We start from the raw sequence: 18,184 nt of genomic DNA on the forward strand, positions 1-18,184 counted from the left end.
CAACTGCTCGGCATGGACACGCTTGTACGGCTGCGGCGCGACCGGCAGACGCCGCCCGCCCGCCACCGCCTGGTCGTCCCCGACGACATGACCGTCCCGCTCGGCTGCGACGCGGTAACGGCGCCCGCCGGCCTCGGAGCGCTGCTGCTCCCCCGGCTGCCGCGCGTGGGATGCGTGTACGCCGACGGAACGCGCTGGTGGTGGATCGTCCCGTCCGACTCGGACCACGCACTGGAGTGGCCCGCCGCCACGCACTACGCCGCGGGGGCGGTCGTCCCGGACGCCACGCGTCTTCCTCGGCTCATCCACCGACCGGACGGTACGGTTCCGTACACTCCGCCGATCCCGCTCTACCTGGCCCTGTGCCGGCTGACCGGGACCGCACCCGCCTGGTCGCGACCGATCAACGTCTGACACTCCGGGCGTACGCCCGGGCGCATCCGCGTCCCGGCTGTGCGCCCTGCCCTGAAGCAGCACCTCCCGCGATAGTGGCCGTTCGTGTCCGGTGGTCCACGATCGGGGGAGGTCGACGGTGGCGAAGCGGCGTGACACGGACGCACCCGAGGTGTCCGATTCGGAGCGGCTCCTGTTCGGCGGCGCCCTCCGCTACGACATGGGCTGGAACCAGCACGCGGACGCCTTCCTGGAACTGAACTTCCGGGCCATGCTGACCCGCCTGCCCGCACTGCTCGCCTCCAGCCTCCGGCTGGCCCGGCAGGCCGACCGCGGCGCCGCGCGGACCGTGCTGGCCGCAGAGGCGGGCCGGGGCCTGACGCAGGCGGTGGGCCTGTTCACGGTCAACAGCGTGCTGGGCCGGCTGATGGGCGGCGGCCCGATCGAGGACCGGCTGCGCGGTGCCGTACCCGCCCTGGCCGTGATGGCCGCCGTCCTGCTGGTGGGGGCGCTGCTGCGGGCCGCGTCGACGTATGCCACCGGCCGGCTCGAGCCCAAGGTGGAGCGGGTGGCGACCGAGCTGTATCTGGAGCGGGCGGCGGCCGTGGAGCTGTCCGCGATCGAGGACCACGCCTTCCACAAACTGCTGGACACCGCGCAGTACGGCGCCTCCTCCGCTCGCCGGATGATCATCTACGGCACCCGCGTGGTGAACGCGATGATCTCCCTCGTCGCGGCGGCCGGCGTACTGACCGTGCTGCACCCGGTCCTGCTCCCGCTGCTGGTGACGATGACCGTGCCGAGCGCCTGGAGCGCGCTGACCAACGCCCGCCGCCGTTACGAGTCCTTCCACATCTGGGTGCAGCACGTCCGCGCCGGGCAGCTCATCAGCGGTCTGCTCACCGAGCCGGCGGCCGCGCCGGAGATCCGGCTGCACGGGGTCGGCCCGTTCCTGCTGCGCCACTTCCGGGCGATGTCGGAGTCCGCGGAGGAGGAGCAGGCCCGGCTGGCCCGGCTCGCGGCCCGCACCGGTCTGATCGCGGCGCTCTGGACGGGCCTGGCGACGGTGGCGACGTACGCGACGCTCGGCGCGCTGCTGGTCACCGGCACGATGGCGCTGTCCGTGGCGGGCACGGCCGTGATCGCGATCCGTACCGGCTCGTCGAGCCTGGACACCCTGGTCCTGGAGGTGAACTCGCTGCACGAGGAGGCGCTGTTCGTCGGCGACCTGGAGCGGCTGTACGTCGAGGCGGCCGAGCGGGCCATCCCGGCCGGGGGCGCGCCGCTGCCGGAGGACCCCGGGGAGATCCGGTTCGAGAACGTCACGTTCAGCTATCCGGGCGAGGCCGGCCGTCCCGCGCTGGACGACATCAGTCTCGTCTTCCCGCTCGGCCGGATCGTCGCGCTGGTCGGCGAGAACGGCTCGGGCAAGACGACCCTGGTCAAGCTGCTCGCGGGTCTGTACAAGCCGGACCGGGGGCGGATCCTGTGGGACGACGTCGACGCGGCGACCGCGGACCGGCACCGGCTCGCCGAGCGGATCGCGATGGTGGCGCAGGACTTCAAGCGGTGGCCGTTCACCGCCCGGGTCAACGTCGCCGTCGGCCGTTCCTCGGCGCCGCTGACCGAGGAGCGGCTGAGCACGTCGATCGGCGAGGCGGGCGCGGAGCAGGTGGTCGCCGACCTGCCCCGGGGGCTGGACACGCTGCTGGCCCGCAACTTCAGCGGCGGGCACGAGCTGTCCGGCGGGCAGTGGCAGCGGCTCGGGATCGCGCGGGCCGCCTACCGGCGCGGGCGCATCCTGATCGTGGACGAGCCGACGGCCGCGCTGGACGCCCGGGCCGAGCTCGAGGTCTTCGAGAAGATCCGGGCGCTGGCCGGCACCGGCCAGACGGTCGTCCTCATCACCCACCGGCTGGCGTCCGTGCGCCACGCCGACCTGGTGCATGTCCTCGACCAGGGGCGGCTGGTGGAGTCCGGAACCCCCGACGAACTGCTGGACAGCGGTGGCGTCTACGCCGAGCTGTACGCGCTGCAGGCCGGACAGTTCACGACCACGGTGCCCGCCCCGGCCCCCGAGGCGGGCTGAGCCCGAGCCCCCTATGCCGTGTCCCCGCCGCGGACTATCACCAGGAAGGTGTCCGTCGCGAGGTCCATGACGACCTCGGCGGGCAGGCCCTCCTGCCGTCGCGCGTGCGCGAACTCCTCCGCGGGCCACGAACCGCGCGGCCCACCCGCGGGAAAGCGCTCGAGCACTGTTCGCCCGTTCACCACCCTGCACCTCCAGGAAGCGTCGTCCTTGCAGGAGTCGACGCCTTCCGGAGGCCTCTTGGTTCGCCCAGTTGCGGGACTGAGACTTGACGCCCTCACCTGCCCGAGGACACGTGATTCCGGTCCGTACTGCTCAGCAGTACCACCATGGGTTCCTGTTTCACGGGCCTCTGCCGACCGGTGAGGATCGGTCTTACGTGGCCTCCGCAGGCCTGACTTCCCGCCCGTCCGGCGGTAGGCAGGACGACTCCGTCGCCCGACAAGGCGATCCTAGCCATGCCGATGCGGCCCTCCGGGCCACCACGGGCACCATGCCCTACACCTCCACTCCGAAGCGTGGAGCACTGGGCAAATATTCGGATAGCCGACACCCGGTCACCGCGGAACGTGAGGGTCCCGTGACATCCCGGACTCGTCGGCACCGTCCGGGTCAGGCCCCGTACTCGTCGCGCCGGGTCAGTCCTCGTATTCGTCGTGGTAGCGCACGCGTTCGTTGCCCGGGGCCGCCCCGAGGGCCCACGCGCGCCCGGTGGGTTCCTCCCACTCCTCCTGCCGCCCCAGCGCCGTGAGGTCCAGCAGGCTGGTGGTCGAGCCGAGGCCGTCGAGACCGCGTCCGTAGGCGGAGTAGGTGTGGAAGACCCGGTCGTGGTCGCGCAGGAAGCAGCTCAGGCCGGGCCGCTCGACGAGCCCCCCCTCACGCTCCTGCGTCGCCTCGAAGTCGTGGTTGAAGTCGCCGAGGGACGAGGAGTACCAGGGCACCGTCCAGCCCATCCGCGCCTTGAACGGCAGCAGGGAGGTGTACGGCGCCCGGGACACCACCGCGAACGTCGTCCCGCGGGCCCGCAGATGCGCGAGGTGCCCGATCTGGTCGAGGAACGCCGAGCAGCCGCGGCAGCCGGCGTCCCACCCGGGCGCGAACATGAAGTGGTGGAGCACGAGTTGCCGCCGCCCCTCGAAGAGGTCGAGCAGAGTGGCCTTGCCGTCGCCGCCCTCGAAGACGTACTCCTTGTCGATCTCGACCATGGGCAGGCGGCGCCGCTCCGCGTTGAGGGCGTCACGCGCGCGTGCCACGGCCTCCTCCTCGAGCAGCAGTTCCTCGCGCGCCGCACGCCACTGCGCGCGCGAGACGACCTCCGGAAGCGACATGACTCCTCCTGTACGACGGCCCGTTCCCCGTGGTGACCGCCGAAAGCAGCGGAACTCATCGCCGCCCCGCAGAATTCTCACCCGGGATCTCCCGGGCGGGCCCGACCGCGCACGGCCATGTCCCCACGTCGACGTACGCCGGTGTCGTGCCGCCGAACGAGCCGAACCGCGCACCACGTACCACGCGCCGGTACGGGTGCGTCCCGACGAGTCCTAGCCGACCCGGACGGCCCCGACGGGCAGGGGCAGTCGGAGCGGGCCGAGCCCGGCCCGCTCGCGCACCGCCGTCAGCTCCTCCAGCAGTGCGGTGAGCCGCTCGGTGTGGCGGGGCGTGAGCCGTCCCGTGTCGTCGAGGTGCACGGCGCAGGCGGTGGTGGTGTCGACCAGTCGTTCGAGCAGGGCCGCGACCTCGTCGGTGCCCTCGGTGTGCCGGGCGAGGGCGGGCAGTTCGGCGGCGGCGTGCGCGATGGCAGTACGGGCCTCGGCGAGCGTGCGGTAGGCCTCGCGCCGCAGGGTCCAACGGGTGGCACGGGCCCCGGTCCCGAGGGCCGCGGGCCCGGGGGCGGTCGGCCCGGAGGCGGCTTCGCCGGTAGCGGCGGGGACCGCGACCGACGGGTGAGGTGATGGGGACCCGCCGGACGTGCGAGATCCGCCGGACGTACGGGGTCGGCCGGACGTACGGGGTCCGCCGGGCGTACGGGGCTCGTCGGGCGTACGGGGCTCGTCGAGGACGTGGGCGAGGTAGGCGTGCGCGGCGCTGCCCGCCGTGGCCAGTCGGGCGCGTACGCCCCCGCCCCGCTTCCCCGGCATCGGCAGATGTCCGACGATCAGCACGATCGCGCAGGCCAGCAGCGTCTCGGCGATCCGGCTCACGGAGGCCTGCGGTTCACCGCCGACCATGACCAGGGCGAGGACGAGCACGGTGACGACGGCGGTCTGCGCGGCGAAGTGGCGGGTGGAGACCGGCACGAGGGCACCGCAGACCGCGACGAGCACGACCAGTCCCCCGGGCCTGGGCAGCACCTCGGCGAGGACGGCGAAGACGAGGGCCCCGAGGACGGTTCCCGCGGCCCGGCACAGCACCCGGGACGCCAGCGGCCCGAGGTCGGGCTTGACGAGGAAGACGGCGGTGGCGGGCAGCCAGTACCAGTGCGCGTGCCGCCCGTACCAGTGGGCGTGGTGCAGCGCCTGGGCGACGGCCACGCTGGCCCCGAAGCAGAGGGCGACCCGCAGCCCGTACTCGCGCCCGCCGCCGCCGAAGACGGTCCGCAGCAGATCCCCCGCGGTCCGCCTGCGGGTGTGCAGGTCGGCGCCCGCCCCCCGGTCGAAGGCGTCGGCGGCGTGCAGCAGGGCGTCGTCGAGGGCGCGCAGGGCGGGCAGGGAACGACTGGGCGCGGGCAGCGGTCCGGCGGGGGTCCCCGCGCGCACGGCGGCGGCGAGCCGCCGGGGTCCCTCACCGGTCCTCCCGGACACCTCCTCCCCCGCCCAGGCGAGCGCGGTCGCGGCCTCGGCCAGGGGCAGCGCGGCGGCGTACTGCGTGTGCAGCCGTCGCTCGGCGACGGAACCGGCGTGCCGCCGCAGCCGGGGCCCGCCGAGTGCGTCCTGGGCGTGGTCGAGGGCGGCGGTGAGCGCGGCCCGCCGGGCGGTCGCCCGGGCGCCGCCGGCGGCGTCGAGCAGGTCGGCGACGGCGTCGTACACCCCGGCCACCGCCTCCCGTTCCCCGTCGAACCGGAAGTCGCCGGCGAGGGCGCCGGGGGTGGGCAGGGCGATCCGCAGCACGAGCAGCCAGGCGGCCCCCGCCAGGAAGACGAGGGCGCGCTGCCAGCCGCTCTCGGGCAGGGGCATCCCGGCGCCGATGGCGGCGGCGACGAGCAGTTGTGTGGCGGCGCCGGAGGCGACGGGCCCGACGGCGCTGACCCCGCCCGCGACCAGGGCCACCACGGTGAGCAGCGCCGTGAGGACCACGGGCGCGGTGTGCTGCCCGGCGTACGTGCCGACGAGCAGACCGGTCGCACCGGCGAGCGCGGGCACCCCCAGCCGCTTGACGGCGGCCCGGCGGCTGCCCGGCCGGTCGTTGAACCCGGCGAGCATGGCGGCGACGGCGGCGACGACACCGAGGGAGGTGCGTCCGGCGAGTACGGCGGCGAGCAGCAGCGGGCCGGCGGCCAGCGCGCCCCGGGTGGCCGCGCTCCAGGGGACGGGACCGCGCTGGGTGCGCAGGGTGTGGGCGAGCCAGGGCGGCAGGGCGGGTGCGGCGGGGCGGGGCACGGAACTCCTTCGTCGGGCGCAGGCGGGGTGTGCCTTCGGACGACGTCGGCCGGGCGGTGGGCTGCGGGCTGCGGCTGCACTCTCCACCGTAGAACATGTTTATGGAGAACGCTGGACACTCATATTTCCATGGCGTTACAAGCATCCCGCCATGGATACGACGGCAGCTCGCGGCGGTCGGAAAAACGGGTGCGGGCCACGGGAGGGGCGTGCATGATCGGGAGGTTGTCCGGAGACCGCGGCCACCGCTGCCGGTCCCGGTGGGGGAAGGGGACCGCCCGTGAGTTCTGATCACGCCGTCGTGCTTCGCCGGGCCGCCGGTGCCGACGCCGGACCGGCGGCCGAGGTCTGGCTGCGCTCGTTCGCCGCCGCACTGCCCTCGGTCGTCAGACCGCGCTCCGACGACGACGTGCGCGACCACTTCCGGAACGTGGTGGTGCCGTTGCGGGAGACCTGGGTCGCGGAGACGGCCGGCGCGGTCGTCGGGGTGATGGTCCTCGACGGCGAGCTGCTCTCCCAGCTCTATCTCGCCCCCGACTGGTGCGGCCGGGGCCTCGGCGACCGGTTCGTCGTACTGGCGAAGGAGCGCAGCCCGCAGGGCCTGACGCTGTGGACCTTCCAGGTCAACGCACCGGCCCACCGCTTCTACGAGCGGCACGGCTTCGTGGCCGTAGAGCGCACGGACGGCAGCGGGAACGAGGAGCGGGAGCCGGACGTGCGGTACGTGTGGCGGCCGTAGGTCTTCTATCGCGCGCTCCCGAGCCCCGCCGCCTCCGCTGCCGTGCGCAGCACCTCGCGGAGCATGGCGGGCGTGAGCCGGCCGGTGAAGGTGTTGCGCTGGCTGACGTGGAAGCAGCCGAAGAGCTCCAGCCCGTCGAGGGACACGCGGGCGCCGTGCCCGAAGGCCGGGCGCGGCCGCGGGATCGTCCAGCCCGCCGCGGCGAGCGCGGGCAGCGCCGCCTGCCAGCCGAAGGCGCCGAGCACCACCACGGCGCGCAGGGTCGGCCGCAGCAGGTCGAGCTCCTGGACCAGCCACGGCCGGCAGGTGTCGCGTTCCGCGGGCGTGGGCTTGTTGGCGGGCGGGGCGCAGTGCACCGGCGCGGTGACGCGGACGCCGCGCAGCTCCAGGCCGTCGTCGATGTCGACGGAGGTCGGCTGCGAGGCGAGGCCGATGTCGTACAACGCCTGGTACAGCACGTCCCCGGAGCGGTCGCCGGTGAACATCCGGCCGGTGCGGTTGCCGCCGTGGGCCGCGGGCGCCAGGCCGACGATCAGCAGCGACGCGTCGGCGGGCCCGAAGCCCGGCACCGGGCGTCCCCAGTACGTGCGGTCGGCGAAGGCGGCCCGTCTCGTACGGGCGACCTCCTCACGCCATGCCACGAGCCGGGGGCACGCCGTGCACCCGGTGATCCGGGCGTCCAGAGCGGCCAGGCTGTCCATACAGCCACCGTAGACCCGCCGCGCACCTCCACCGGAAGAAAACCCCGCGGACCGGACCGGTCCCGGAGGCTAGAGTCGGGACCATGGTTGTCGAGGACTCGGACGGCACGTACGGGGTGGGCGGCGCGCACACCACCGACGGCGGGCACAAGGCGGACGGCGCGGAGGGCGCAGAGGGCGCGCAGGACACGGACGGGACGAACCACGCGACCGCGCCGGATCCGAAGGTCGCCGCCGCGATCGCCGCCGCCGAGGCGGCCGGCCCCGAGAGCGGCCAGTCCGTGCGCATCGACAGCTGGATCTGGTCCGTACGGCTGGTCAAGACCCGCTCCCAGGGCGCCACCGCGTGCCGGGGCGGACACGTACGGGTGAACGGCGAGCGGGTGAAGCCCGCGCACTCGATCCGCGTCGGCGACGAGGTGCGGGTGCGGCAGGAGGGCTGGGAGCGGGTCGTCGTGGTGAAGCGGCTGATCCGCAAGCGGGTCGGCGCACCGGTGGCCGCCCAGTGCTACGTCGACAACAGCCCGCCGCCCCCGCCCCGCGAGTCCTTCGCCCCGGCGGGTGTCCGGGACCCGGGCACCGGGCGCCCCACCAAGCGGGACCGCCGTGAGACCGAACGGCTGCGCGCCCTGAACGGGCTGCGTGGCCCGGGTGCCCGTTCCGAAGGACGGTGACCGCGGGCCACGGACGTCACGCTCGGCGCCGCCGCACCGCTCGCAGCAACTCGGCGTTGTGTCCACGCCTGGCCCAGGCGATGAGGGCGAGCGGCACGAGCAGGATGAGCGGGGTCGCCGCGTTCTGTCCGTCGAAGACGGTGGCCTGGACGACGAACGCCCCGATCATCAGCGCGCCCAGCGCGATCGCGGCCACCGCCTGGAGCACCGGGATCAACAGGGCCACCGCGCCGGCCAGTTCGAGCGCACCGATGGTGTACATGCCCGCGCTGCCCCAGCCGATGCGGTCGAACGACTCGACGGCCGACGGGTGCGCGATCAGCTTCGGCAGGGCGCTCGCCAGCGCGTAGAAGAGGGCGAGCAGCACCTGGAGACCGCGCAGGGCGATCCGAGCGGTACGCGCGGTGCGTGCGGTCGGGATCTGCCGGCCGCCGTCGGTGACGGATGCGGCGGTGACGGATGCGGCGGTGACGACGGGAGGGGCGGTCTCGGACATGGGGTCTCCTGTGTGAGCGGGTCCGCGGTGCTGTCACAGGGACAGACCGGGGCGCGCGGGGGAACTCATCGCCGTCCACGAGCGAATACGGCTGCCGCGGCACGCGGTGCCGCCCGCCGCGCGGGCCGCTTGGAGAACGCCCGCACCGGAGAGTACGTTGCAGACAGGAGCGGGTGATCCTGGTGCGTACGGGCAACGAGCCGACGACAGCGCGCAGTGCACTGCGGCTGCGGTTCTGGCTGAGCGTGTGGGGGCTGGTCTGGACGGTCTTCGGGACCGTGGCCTTCCTGCTGGCCGGCCGGCCGGGCTGGGCCGCCGCCTGCGGGGCGCTGTGGCTGGTCATCACCGTCGACCTGTCGATGATCCTCAAGCACATGAGGCAGGGTCCGCACTACCAGCCGGGCCCCGACGTCCCCCCGTACCGCCCGCCCGAGCGCCGGCGTCCCTGATCGGAGCCGACAGCCGGCTCAGGAGTCGAAGCGGGCCGCCTTCAGGTACTGCGGCTTCGGGTCCAGCGCGGCGGCCAGCCGGAAGTGGCGCTTGGCCTGGTCGTGCCGTCCCTGCCGCTCGTAGGTGCGGGCGAGCGCGAAGTGCGCGAAAGCGTTGTCCGGCTCGCGCTCCAGGACGATCGTGAACTCCAGTTCGGCGGGCCGCAGTTGCGCGGCCGCGAAGAAGGCCCGCGCGCGCAGCAGCCGGGCGGCGGTGTTCTCCGGGTGCGCCGCGATGACGCCGTCGAGCAGCTTCACCGCGCCCCGCGGGTCCCGTGCCGCGAGCAGCTGCTCGGCGGCGCGGAAGTCGATGACATGCGTCTCCGGAGTACGTCCGGTCGAACCGCTGGTTTCGGGCACGCGAAATTCCTTCCCTTGCCGGGATGATTCAACGCCCGGACCGCGTACTCCTATTCCTGGCGTGGTCCCAGGGGGTGATTCCCGGGTTCACTCCCGGGGTTCGCGGTCCGCCTCCCGCGACGATCGCGCCCGGTGCACGAGGTCCGTCCACACCTCGCGTACCCGTCGCTCCAGCCGGGCGAGCGGCACGTCGTTGTCGATGACGATGTCGGCGATCTCCAGGCGCTTCTCCCGGCTCGCCTGGGCGGCCATCCGCGCGCGGGCGTCCGCCTCGGTCATGCCGCGCAGACGGACGAGCCGGTCGAGCTGGGTCTCGGGGGCTGCGTCGACGACGATCACGACGTCGTAGAGCGGCGCGAGGCCGTTCTCGGTGAGCAGCGGGACGTCGTGGACGACGACGGAGTCCTCGGCCGCGGCGCTCTCCAGCTCGCGCGAGCGGGCGCCGACGAGCGGGTGGACGATCGAGTTCAGGACGGCGAGCTTCTCGGGGTCGGCGAAGACGAGGGAGCCCAGCCGTGGCCGGTCGAGGCTGCCGTCCTCGGCGAGCACCTCCGTGCCGAAGGCGTCCACGACGGCCGCGAGTCCGGGGGTGCCCGGGGCGACGACCTCCCGTGCGATCCGGTCCGCGTCGATCAGCACGGCCCCGCATGACACGAGCAGCCGCGACACCTCGCTCTTGCCGGCTCCGATCCCGCCGGTCAGACCCACGGACAGCACGACCGCGCCTCCCCCTCGCCATGCCCCGCCACCGCGGGGCTCACCGACCTGCCCCGACGGCCGTCGTCCGGACCCACCGGGTCACCCCCGCAGGGGTGGCGCCGTGGGCGCGGACGAGTGGCACGCCGCCGTGCGGCAGCGTATCGGATCAGTTCTCGCCCTCCCGCTCCGCGAGGAACTTCTCGAACTCCCGGCCGATCTCGTCCGCCGACGGGATGTCGACGGGCTCGGCGAGCATGTTGCCCCGGCTCTCGGCGCCCGCGGCCGCGTCGTACTGGTGCTCGAGACCCTGGACCAGCGAGGTGAGCTCCTCGTCGCCCTCCTGGATCTGGCGCTCGATCTCGGTCTGCGTCCGGTGCGCGTCCGTGCGCAGGGCGTGCGCGATGCCGGGCAGGACCAGGCCGGTGGCGGCGGTGACGGACTCCAGGACGGTCAGCGCCGCGTCCGGGTACGGGGAGCGGGCGACGTAGTGGGGCACGTGGGCTGCGACGCCCAGGACGTCGTGGCCGCCCTCGATGAGCCGGTACTCCACGAGCGCCTCGGCGCTGCCGGGGACCTGTGCCTCGTCGAACGGGCTGCGATGGCCCGGGACGAGGTCCGTGCGGTTGCCGTGCGGGGTGAGGCCCACGGGGCGGGTGTGCGGGACGCCCATGGGGATGCCGTGGAAGTTCACGGACAGCCGGACGCCGAGCCGCTCCACGATCTGCTGGACGGCCGCGGCGAACCGCTCCCACTCGACGTCCGGCTCGGGGCCGGACAGCAGCAGGAAGGGCGCCCCGGTGGCGTCCTGGACGAGCCGCACGTCGATGGCGGGCTCGTCGTAGTCCGTCCACTGGTCGCGCTGGAAGGTCAGCAGCGGGCGGCGGGCCCGGTAGTCCACGAGCCGGTCGTGGTCGAAGCGGGCCACGACCTGGTGGGGCAGCGAGTCGAGGATCCGGTCGACGATCTGCTCGCCGGTCTCGCCCGCGTCGATGTATCCGTCGAAGTGGTAGAGCATGACAAGTCCGGCCGACTCCCGGGCCAGCGCCATGTCGACGACGCCCAGCCCCTTCGGCTCCCATGCGTACAAACCCTGCGGATCAAGCACTTGGACCGCTCCTCCTCGTGTTCCTACTAGTGAACGTCGTGGACGACGCACGCATTCCCGGGCCGCGGCCTTGATCGGGCGGCGCCGCACGGGCCTTCGGACGCACCGGCACCCGGGGAACACACATCGGGAGACAAAAGCACCGAGGGCCCGCACCCGGGTGGGTGCGGGCCCTCGGCAGAGAGCTAGCTACTGCTCAGCGATCAGCTCTGGCCGCCGGCCAGCTTCTCGCGCAGCGCGGCAAGCGCCTCGTCCGAGGCCAGCGCGCCGGAGGTGTCGGCACCCTCGGAGGAGTACGAACCGCCACCGGACGCGGCCGGAGCCGCGGCCTCGCCGCCCTCGGCGGCAGCGGCCTCGTCGGCCTCGCGGGACTTGATGACCTGAGCCTGGTGCTGCTCGAAGCGCTGCTGCGCCTCGGCGTACTGGTGCTCCCAGGCCTCGCGCTGGGTCTCGTAGCCCTCGAGCCAGTCGTTGGTCTCGGGGTCGAAGCCCTCGGGGTAGATGTAGTTGCCCTGGTCGTCGTACGACGCGGCCATGCCGTACAGGGTCGGGTCGAACTCGACCGAGGCCGGGTCGGCACCGAAGGACTCGTTGGCCTGCTTCAGCGAGAGGCTGATGCGACGACGCTCGAGGTCGATGTCGATGACCTTGACGAAGATCTCGTCGTTGACCTGGACGACCTGCTCCGGGATCTCCACGTGGCGCTCGGCCAGCTCGGAGATGTGGACCAGACCCTCGATGCCCTCGTCCACGCGGACGAACGCACCGAACGGAACCAGCTTCGTGACCTTACCCGGGACGACCTGGCCGATCTGGTGGGTACGGGCGAACTGCTGCCACGGGTCCTCCTGCGTCGCCTTCAGCGACAGGGAGACACGCTCGCGGTCCATGTCGACGTCGAGGACCTCGACGGTGACTTCCTGGCCGACCTCGACAACCTCGGACGGGTGGTCGATGTGCTTCCAGGACAGCTCGGAGACGTGAACCAGACCGTCGACGCCACCCAGGTCCACGAAGGCACCGAAGTTGACGATCGAGGACACGACGCCGGAGCGGACCTGACCCTTCTGGAGGGTCGTGAGGAACGTCTGGCGGACCTCGGACTGGGTCTGCTCCAGCCAGGCACGGCGGGAGAGGACCACGTTGTTGCGGTTCTTGTCCAGCTCGATGATCTTGGCCTCGAGCTCCTTGCCCACGTAGGGCTGGAGGTCGCGGACACGGCGCATCTCGACGAGGGAGGCCGGCAGGAAGCCACGGAGGCCGATGTCGAGGATGAGACCACCCTTGACGACCTCGATGACGGTACCGGTGACGATGCCGTCCTCTTCCTTGATCTTCTCGATGGTGCCCCAGGCACGCTCGTACTGGGCGCGCTTCTTCGAGAGGATCAGGCGGCCTTCCTTGTCCTCCTTCTGGAGAACAAGGGCCTCGATCTCGTCGCCGACCTTGACGACCTCGTTCGGGTCGACGTCGTGCTTGATCGAGAGTTCGCGGCTCGGGATGACACCTTCGGTCTTGTAACCGATGTCGAGCAGGACCTCGTCCCGGTCGACCTTCACGATGACGCCGTCGACGATGTCGCCGTCGTTGAAGTACTTGATCGTCTCGTCGATCGCGGCGAGGAAGGCTTCCTCGTTACCGATGTCGTTGACCGCAACCTGCGGGGTGGTGGCGGTGGTCTCGGTGCTGCTCGTCATGTGGGAAAGGGCTCCGGTTACGGACAGAAAGTCGTAGGTACTGCTACGCCGGGAGCCCGTGATCGCTCTGATGAAGCCGGACAGCCAAGGAAGCGCCACACCGAGAGAACTCCGGTGGCGCCTCGAGAACCGAGGGGACATACAACAGATGCGAGCGCAGCCTGCTAGGTCTGAGGAGCGCAGGCTCGCAGCGCAACTTGTAGCATACGGGGGCAGCCGGGCACGGTCAATGCGCGAAGGCGCACACCCTGGGCGGATCGCCCTAAATCCGGCACAAAAACTCGTCCCAGCAGGCCACACAGGCCGGGATACCCCTCCCGCGACACGCCCGGCGTGTTGCAGGGAAGTGGCCGCAGACTAATACGAGGGAGCCGATCATCCAAGAGCCCGAGACCTTCGAACCGGAAGCCACCCGCCGCGCCTCGGACGTCACGGAGAGCGCGCGGGCCAACCGGGGCTGGTGGGACCGCAACGCCGACGAGTACCAGGTCGAGCACGGCACCTTCCTCGGGGACGACCGCTTCGTCTGGGGCCCCGAGGGTCTGGACGAGGTGGAGGCCGAGCTGCTCGGCCCGCCCGAAGCCCTGAAGGGCCGGGACGTCCTGGAGATCGGCGCCGGGGCGGCCCAGTGCGCGCGCTGGCTGGCCGCCCAGGGCGCGCGTCCGGTCGCGCTCGACCTCTCCCACCGTCAGCTCCAGCACGCGCTGCGGATCGGCGGGTCGTTTCCCCTCGTCTGTGCCGACGCGGCCGCGCTGCCCTTCGCGGACGCCTCCTTCGACCTGGCGTGCTCGGCGTACGGCGCGCTGCCGTTCGTGGCCGACCCGGTCCTGGTACTGCGCGAGGTGCGCCGGGTGCTGCGGCCCGGCGGCCGGTTCGTCTTCTCGGTGACGCACCCGATCCGCTGGGCGTTCCCGGACGAGCCGGGCCCCGAGGGGCTCTCGCTGTCCGCCTCCTACTTCGACCGCACGCCGTACGTGGAGCAGGACGAGGAGGGCCGGGCCGTGTACGTGGAGCACCACCGGACCGTCGGCGACCGGGTCCGCGACGTGGTGGCGGCCGGTTTCCGCCTGGTCGACCTGGTGGAGCCGGAGTGGCCGGCCTGGAACACCGCCGAGTGGGGCGGCTGGTCGCCGCTGCGCGGGAACCTGATCCCGGGGACGGCGATCTTCGTCTGCGTACGCGACTGAGACACGTGTGCGTACGGGACTGAACATGTGCGTACGGGACTGAACATACGAGGCTGAACGAGTGATCCGTTACGACGCCCTGGACGCCCTGCCCGTCCGCGAGGCCGTGCCCGCCCTGGACGAGGCCCTGGAGAGGCACGGCACGGCCGTCCTCGTGGCGCCGCCCGGCACCGGCAAGACGACGCTCGTCCCGCTCGCCCTGGCCGGTCTGACCGGCGCGGGTCCCGCGCGGCGGGTGGTCGTCGCCGAGCCGCGGCGGATCGCGGCGCGGGCGGCGGCCCGGCGGATGGCCTGGCTGCTGGGCGAGAAGGTCGGCGGGAGCCTCGGCTACACCGTGCGCGGCGAGCGGGTGGTCGGGCGCCACGCACGCGTGGAGGTCGTCACGACCGGTGTGCTGCTCCAGCGCCTCCAGCGTGACCAGGAGCTGGCGGGCGTCGACGTGGTGGTGATCGACGAGTGCCACGAGCGGCATCTGGACGCGGACACGGTGGCGGCGTTCCTGTGGGACGTCCGCTCGGCACTGCGGCCCGAGCTGCGTCTGGTGGCCGCGTCGGCGACGACCGACGCGGACGGCTGGGCGCGGCTGCTGGGCGGGGCGCCGGTGGTCGAGGCGCGGGGGACCGCGTACGAGGTCGAGGTGGTGTGGGCGCCGCCGGCCCGTCCGCTGCGGCCGCCGCACGGGATGCGGGTCGACCCGGCGCTGCCGGCGCACGTGGCGTCGGTGGTGCGCAGGGCGCTGGCCGAGCGCTCCGGTGACGTGCTCTGTTTCCTTCCGGGCGTGGGCGAGATCGCGCGGGTCGCCGGGCAGCTCGGGGCGCTCGGCGACGTCGACGTGCTCCAGGTGCACGGGCGGGCTCCGGCGGCCGTGCAGGACGCGGTGCTGGCGCCGGGGGTGCGGCGCCGGGTGGTCCTCGCGACGTCCGTGGCGGAGTCGTCGCTGACGGTGCCCGGGGTGCGCGTGGTGGTCGACTCGGGGCTGGCGCGCGAGCCGCGCGTCGACCACGCGCGCGGGCTGAGCGCGCTGGCGACGGTACGGGCGTCGCAGGCGGCGGGCCGACAGCGGGCGGGGCGGGCCGGGCGGGAGGCGCCGGGCGCGGTGTACCGGTGCTGGTCGGAGGCGGAGGACGTCCGGCTGCCGCGCTTCCCGGCACCGGAGATCAAGGTGGCCGACCTGACCGCGTTCGCCCTCCAGGCCGCCTGCTGGGGAGATCCGGAGGCGTCCGGGCTGGCGCTGCTGGATCCGCCGCCGGGCGGGGCGATGGCGGCGGCGCGGTCGGTGCTGACGGCGATCGGCGCGGTCGACGCGGCCGGCCGGGCCACCCCGCGCGGGGGCCGCATGGCACGGCTGGGGCTGCATCCCCGGCTGGGGCGGGCGCTGCTGGACGCGGCGGCGGCGGTCGGCGCGGAGCGGGCGGCCGAGGTGGTGGCCCTGCTCGCCGAGGAGCCGCCACGGGAGTACGGGGACGACCTCGCGGCGGCCCTGCGGACGGCCCGGCGCGGAGGTGACGCGTACGCGGCCCGGTGGCGGGCGGAGACCCGACGCCTGCGGTCCGCCGTCGCGGGGGCGGCCGATCCGGGTGCGGGGCCCCTGGATCCGGCCGCGGGGCCCCCGGACCCGACGGCCGGATCCCGGGACGCCGCCGCAGGGTCCGCGAGCACTACGGCCGGTGCCGCGGGGACCACTGCCGGTGCCGCTGGTGCCACGACCGGATCTGCGGGCACCACTGCCGGTGCCACGGCCGGTGCTGCCGCCGCAGGGTCCGCGAGCACCACGACCGCTGCGGCCGGTGCCGGTGCCACAGGAGTCGCCGCTGATACTGCTGGTGTCGTCGGCACCACGACCGCTGCGGCCGGTGCCGCCGGTGCCGGGACCCGCGCCGCGGGCACCCCGACCGGTGCCGTTGGTGCCGGTGCTGCGGGCACCAGGACCGCTGCCGCCCGTGCCGTCGGCTCCGTGGGCGGTGTCGTGTCCGGGAGCGGGGAGGAGCGGCTGGTGGGGCTGGTCGCCGCGCTCGCCTTTCCCGAGCGTGTCGCCCGGGCGCACGGCGGCTCCTGGCTGATGGCCTCCGGGACCCGGGCGGAGCTCCGCGAGGGCTCGGGGTTGCGTGGCGCGCCCTGGCTCGCGGTCGCGGTCGCGGACCGGCCGCTCGGCCGGGGGCACGCGCGGGTGCAGCTCGCCGCCGTGGTGGACGAGGACGTGGCCCGGCAGGCCGCCGTGCCACTGCTGTCGTCCGGCCAGGAGGTGCGCTGGGCCGACGGCGACGTGGTCGCCCGGCGGGTCGAGCGGCTGGGTGCCGTGGAGCTCACGGTGCGCCCGCTGACCGACCCGGATCCCGGCCTCGTACGGAACGCGCTCGTCGAAGGGTTGCGGCAGGAAGGGTTCGGGCTGCTGCGGTGGACGCAGGAGGCGGAGTCGCTGCGCCGGCGGCTCGCCTTTCTCCGGCTGCACCTCGGTGACCCCTGGCCCGACGTCGACGACGAGGCGCTGCACGCACGCGTGGACGACTGGCTGGAACCGGAGCTCGGCCGGGCGCGCCGACGCGCGGACCTGGCGCGGATCGACGCGCGCGAGGCGCTCGCCCGGCTGCTGCCCTGGGCCTCCGGCGACGCCGCCCGCCTCGACGAACTGGCCCCCGAGCGGATCACCGTGCCCAGCGGGTCCGCCGTCCGCGTCGACTACGCCGATCCGCAGCAGCCCGTGCTCGCGGTGAAGCTGCAGGAGATGTTCGGCCTCCAGCGGTCGCCGGCCGTCGCGGGGGTGCCGCTGCTCGTGCACCTGCTCTCCCCGGCGGGCCGACCCGCCGCCGTCACCGCCGACCTCGCCTCCTTCTGGAAGGACGGCTACAAGGGCGTACGGGCCGAGCTGCGCGGCCGCTATCCGAAGCATCCCTGGCCCGAGGACCCCGCCGGCGCGGAGCCGACCCGGCACACCAACGCCCGGCTCAGGCGGTGACCGGTTCGGGGTCCGCGGCGGGCGCCGGTGCCGGACCGGCGGGACGGCGGCCGCGCGCCTCCAGCCAGAGGGAGAGGGCCAGCAGCAGCGCGGCCAGGGCCAGGAAGCCCCAGGGCAGGTAGGAGGTCAGCAGCAGGACCAGGGTGCGGTTGGACTTGACCAGGGCGACCGTGTGCTCGATGTAGTCCTCGCGCATCTTCACGTGCCCCGCGAACGCGGTGACCTTCGCGCGGCCGCCGAGCAGGGTGCCGCCGCGCAGTTCCTCCCGGTGGATCTCCTCGCCGTAGACGGGGGCGCCGGTGACGGGTTCGACCCAGAACCTGCGGACCGTGGTGTACCAGCGAGTGGTGCCGGTCCCGGCGACGGACTCGGGCGTGACGCCCTCGACGGGCATGACCTTGGGGAACGCGACCTTCGTCCAGGGGACGGTCTGCTCGAAGTAGTAGACCTTCAGTCCGCGGAAGGTCCGGGTGCCCCGGTAGTGGATGGGCGCCGAGGTGCGGGTCTGCGCGTCGAAGTACCGGTAGTCCCGTTTCTCCGTCAGGAAGGGCCACTTGAACTCGATGCCCTGCCGTCGCACCGGGTCGCCGTCGACGGCCTCGCCGGTGGCGTGGACGGGTTCCTGGGTGTGGGCGTCGAAGATGTAGCGCTCGGACACCTTGGAGACCATCTTGCCGTCGGGGCCCTGGACGTAGGAGAGGCCGTCCCAGACCACGACGTCCCGGCCCGCGGTCTTCTCGATCCGGTCCGACTCCTCCACGTTGCCCTTGAGGGTCTGCACGATGGTGACCTTGGGGACCTTGCGGGCCTGCATGGTGCCGTAGTCGAGGAGGGTGGCGTCCTTCGCCTCCAGGACCATGTCCTGGTACTGGTTCGCGGGGATTTTGGCCAGCCTCGGGAAGGCGTACCAGCGCAGCAACGGGGACAGCGCCGCGAAGAACACGGCGAGGGCGAGCAGGACCAGGCCGGCCTTGCGGCGCATCTCGGCCTCCCTCCCGGGTGGAAAC

17 protein-coding genes are annotated in these 18,184 nt (G+C 73.5%); 7 read left to right on the forward strand and 10 right to left on the reverse strand.

All coding sequences use genetic code 11. From position 1 onward, the window contains the following. Positions 1–12 precede the first annotated feature (12 nt). Together ACWC24_RS16205 and ACWC24_RS16210 are read left to right on the forward strand one after the other, a co-directional pair. A complete protein-coding gene (locus tag ACWC24_RS16205; protein ID WP_450663574.1) occupies positions 13–414 on the forward strand; it encodes a hypothetical protein in 402 nt (133 codons plus the stop codon). 199 nt (positions 415–613) lie between these two features. Next, on the forward strand, positions 614–2,482 hold the full coding sequence (locus ACWC24_RS16210) for an ABC transporter ATP-binding protein (protein ID WP_450663575.1): 1,869 nt from the start codon (positions 614–616) through the stop codon (positions 2,480–2,482). Positions 2,483–2,493: 11 nt separating this feature from the next. Here ACWC24_RS16210 and ACWC24_RS16215 read toward each other — a convergent pair whose 3' ends face one another. From ACWC24_RS16215 to ACWC24_RS16225, 3 genes are all read right to left on the reverse strand, one after another. Then, a complete protein-coding gene (locus tag ACWC24_RS16215) occupies positions 2,494–2,664 on the reverse strand; it encodes a hypothetical protein (RefSeq protein ID WP_450663578.1) in 171 nt (56 codons plus the stop codon). Between the two features lie 456 nt (positions 2,665–3,120). Next, positions 3,121–3,810 carry a DUF899 domain-containing protein gene (locus ACWC24_RS16220; RefSeq protein WP_450663468.1) on the reverse strand — a complete coding sequence of 230 codons (690 nt, stop codon included), beginning with the start codon at positions 3,808–3,810 and terminating at the stop codon, positions 3,121–3,123. Positions 3,811–4,023: 213 nt separating this feature from the next. Beyond that, positions 4,024–6,078, reverse strand: a complete 2,055-nt coding sequence (locus ACWC24_RS16225) for an FUSC family protein (protein WP_450663469.1) — start codon at positions 6,076–6,078, stop codon at positions 4,024–4,026. Between the two features lie 280 nt (positions 6,079–6,358). On the opposite strand from ACWC24_RS16225, the gene ACWC24_RS16230 reads away from it, so the two are divergent. Then, the gene (locus ACWC24_RS16230) at positions 6,359–6,817 is read left to right on the forward strand and encodes an N-acetyltransferase family protein (RefSeq protein ID WP_450663470.1); all 459 of its coding nucleotides are present in this window, start codon (positions 6,359–6,361) and stop codon (positions 6,815–6,817) included. A gap of 5 nt (positions 6,818–6,822) precedes the next feature. On the opposite strand, the gene ACWC24_RS16235 is transcribed toward ACWC24_RS16230, so the two are convergent. Next, a complete protein-coding gene (locus ACWC24_RS16235; RefSeq protein WP_450663471.1) occupies positions 6,823–7,518 on the reverse strand; it encodes a uracil-DNA glycosylase in 696 nt (231 codons plus the stop codon). A gap of 83 nt (positions 7,519–7,601) precedes the next feature. Between ACWC24_RS16235 and ACWC24_RS16240 the strand changes: the two genes are divergently transcribed. Beyond that, on the forward strand, positions 7,602–8,192 hold the full coding sequence (locus ACWC24_RS16240; protein WP_450663472.1) for an RNA-binding S4 domain-containing protein: 591 nt from the start codon (positions 7,602–7,604) through the stop codon (positions 8,190–8,192). 16 nt (positions 8,193–8,208) lie between these two features. On the opposite strand, the gene ACWC24_RS16245 is transcribed toward ACWC24_RS16240, so the two are convergent. Further along, positions 8,209–8,688 carry a DoxX family protein gene (locus ACWC24_RS16245; RefSeq protein WP_450663473.1) on the reverse strand — a complete coding sequence of 160 codons (480 nt, stop codon included), beginning with the start codon at positions 8,686–8,688 and terminating at the stop codon, positions 8,209–8,211. Between the two features lie 173 nt (positions 8,689–8,861). On the opposite strand from ACWC24_RS16245, the gene ACWC24_RS16250 reads away from it, so the two are divergent. Further along, positions 8,862–9,137, forward strand: coding sequence for a DUF6343 family protein (locus tag ACWC24_RS16250; RefSeq protein WP_450663474.1), 276 nt, complete (start codon positions 8,862–8,864; stop codon positions 9,135–9,137). An 18-nt stretch (positions 9,138–9,155) separates the two neighbouring features. Here the strand turns inward: ACWC24_RS16250 and ACWC24_RS16255 are convergent, their stop codons facing one another. The 4 genes from ACWC24_RS16255 to rpsA form a co-directional block, all read right to left on the reverse strand. Then, complete coding sequence (locus ACWC24_RS16255; protein WP_162469890.1) at positions 9,156–9,536, reverse strand: tetratricopeptide repeat protein; 381 nt, start codon at positions 9,534–9,536, stop codon at positions 9,156–9,158. 87 nt (positions 9,537–9,623) lie between these two features. Beyond that, positions 9,624–10,253, reverse strand: a complete 630-nt coding sequence (gene coaE, locus ACWC24_RS16260) for a dephospho-CoA kinase (RefSeq protein ID WP_450663475.1) — start codon at positions 10,251–10,253, stop codon at positions 9,624–9,626. 148 nt (positions 10,254–10,401) lie between these two features. After that, entirely contained in the window at positions 10,402–11,340 is a 939-nt protein-coding gene (locus tag ACWC24_RS16265; RefSeq protein WP_450663476.1) for a PAC2 family protein, read from the reverse strand. A gap of 203 nt (positions 11,341–11,543) precedes the next feature. Beyond that, entirely contained in the window at positions 11,544–13,037 is a 1,494-nt protein-coding gene (gene rpsA, locus ACWC24_RS16270; protein WP_152895055.1) for a 30S ribosomal protein S1, read from the reverse strand. Between the two features lie 308 nt (positions 13,038–13,345). Here rpsA and ACWC24_RS16275 point away from each other — a divergent pair, with 308 nt between their 5' ends. After that, positions 13,346–14,224 (forward strand): class I SAM-dependent methyltransferase, encoded by an 879-nt coding sequence (locus ACWC24_RS16275; protein ID WP_450663576.1) that lies wholly within the window; start codon positions 13,346–13,348, stop codon positions 14,222–14,224. A gap of 61 nt (positions 14,225–14,285) precedes the next feature. Next, a complete protein-coding gene (locus ACWC24_RS16280) occupies positions 14,286–17,177 on the forward strand; it encodes an ATP-dependent RNA helicase (protein ID WP_450663477.1) in 2,892 nt (963 codons plus the stop codon). Here ACWC24_RS16280 and ACWC24_RS16285 read toward each other — a convergent pair. Beyond that, positions 17,167–18,159: a DUF3068 domain-containing protein gene (locus ACWC24_RS16285; RefSeq protein WP_450663478.1), complete on the reverse strand. Its 993-nt coding sequence runs from the start codon at positions 18,157–18,159 to the stop codon at positions 17,167–17,169. The two genes, ACWC24_RS16280 and ACWC24_RS16285, sit on opposite strands and share 11 nt — an antisense overlap. Between the last annotated feature and the right edge of the window lie 25 nt (positions 18,160–18,184).

The sequence above is a fragment of the Streptomyces sp. NPDC001443 genome (assembly GCF_053597355.1).

What these genes read in the sequence shown, in the direction of transcription:
- ACWC24_RS16205 (WP_450663574.1), top strand. Translation starts at nt 13, where the DNA reads ATGGACACGCTTGTACGGCTGCGGCGCGACCGGCAGACGCCGCCCGCC.
- ACWC24_RS16210 (WP_450663575.1), top strand. Translation starts at nt 614, where the DNA reads ATGGGCTGGAACCAGCACGCGGACGCCTTCCTGGAACTGAACTTCCGG.
- ACWC24_RS16220 (WP_450663468.1), bottom strand. Translation starts at nt 3,810, where the DNA reads ATGTCGCTTCCGGAGGTCGTCTCGCGCGCGCAGTGGCGTGCGGCGCGC.
- ACWC24_RS16235 (WP_450663471.1), bottom strand. Translation starts at nt 7,518, where the DNA reads ATGGACAGCCTGGCCGCTCTGGACGCCCGGATCACCGGGTGCACGGCG.
- ACWC24_RS16240 (WP_450663472.1), top strand. Translation starts at nt 7,602, where the DNA reads ATGGTTGTCGAGGACTCGGACGGCACGTACGGGGTGGGCGGCGCGCAC.
- ACWC24_RS16245 (WP_450663473.1), bottom strand. Translation starts at nt 8,688, where the DNA reads ATGTCCGAGACCGCCCCTCCCGTCGTCACCGCCGCATCCGTCACCGCC.
- rpsA (WP_152895055.1), bottom strand. Translation starts at nt 13,037, where the DNA reads ATGACGAGCAGCACCGAGACCACCGCCACCACCCCGCAGGTTGCGGTC.
- ACWC24_RS16285 (WP_450663478.1), bottom strand. Translation starts at nt 18,159, where the DNA reads ATGCGCCGCAAGGCCGGCCTGGTCCTGCTCGCCCTCGCCGTGTTCTTC.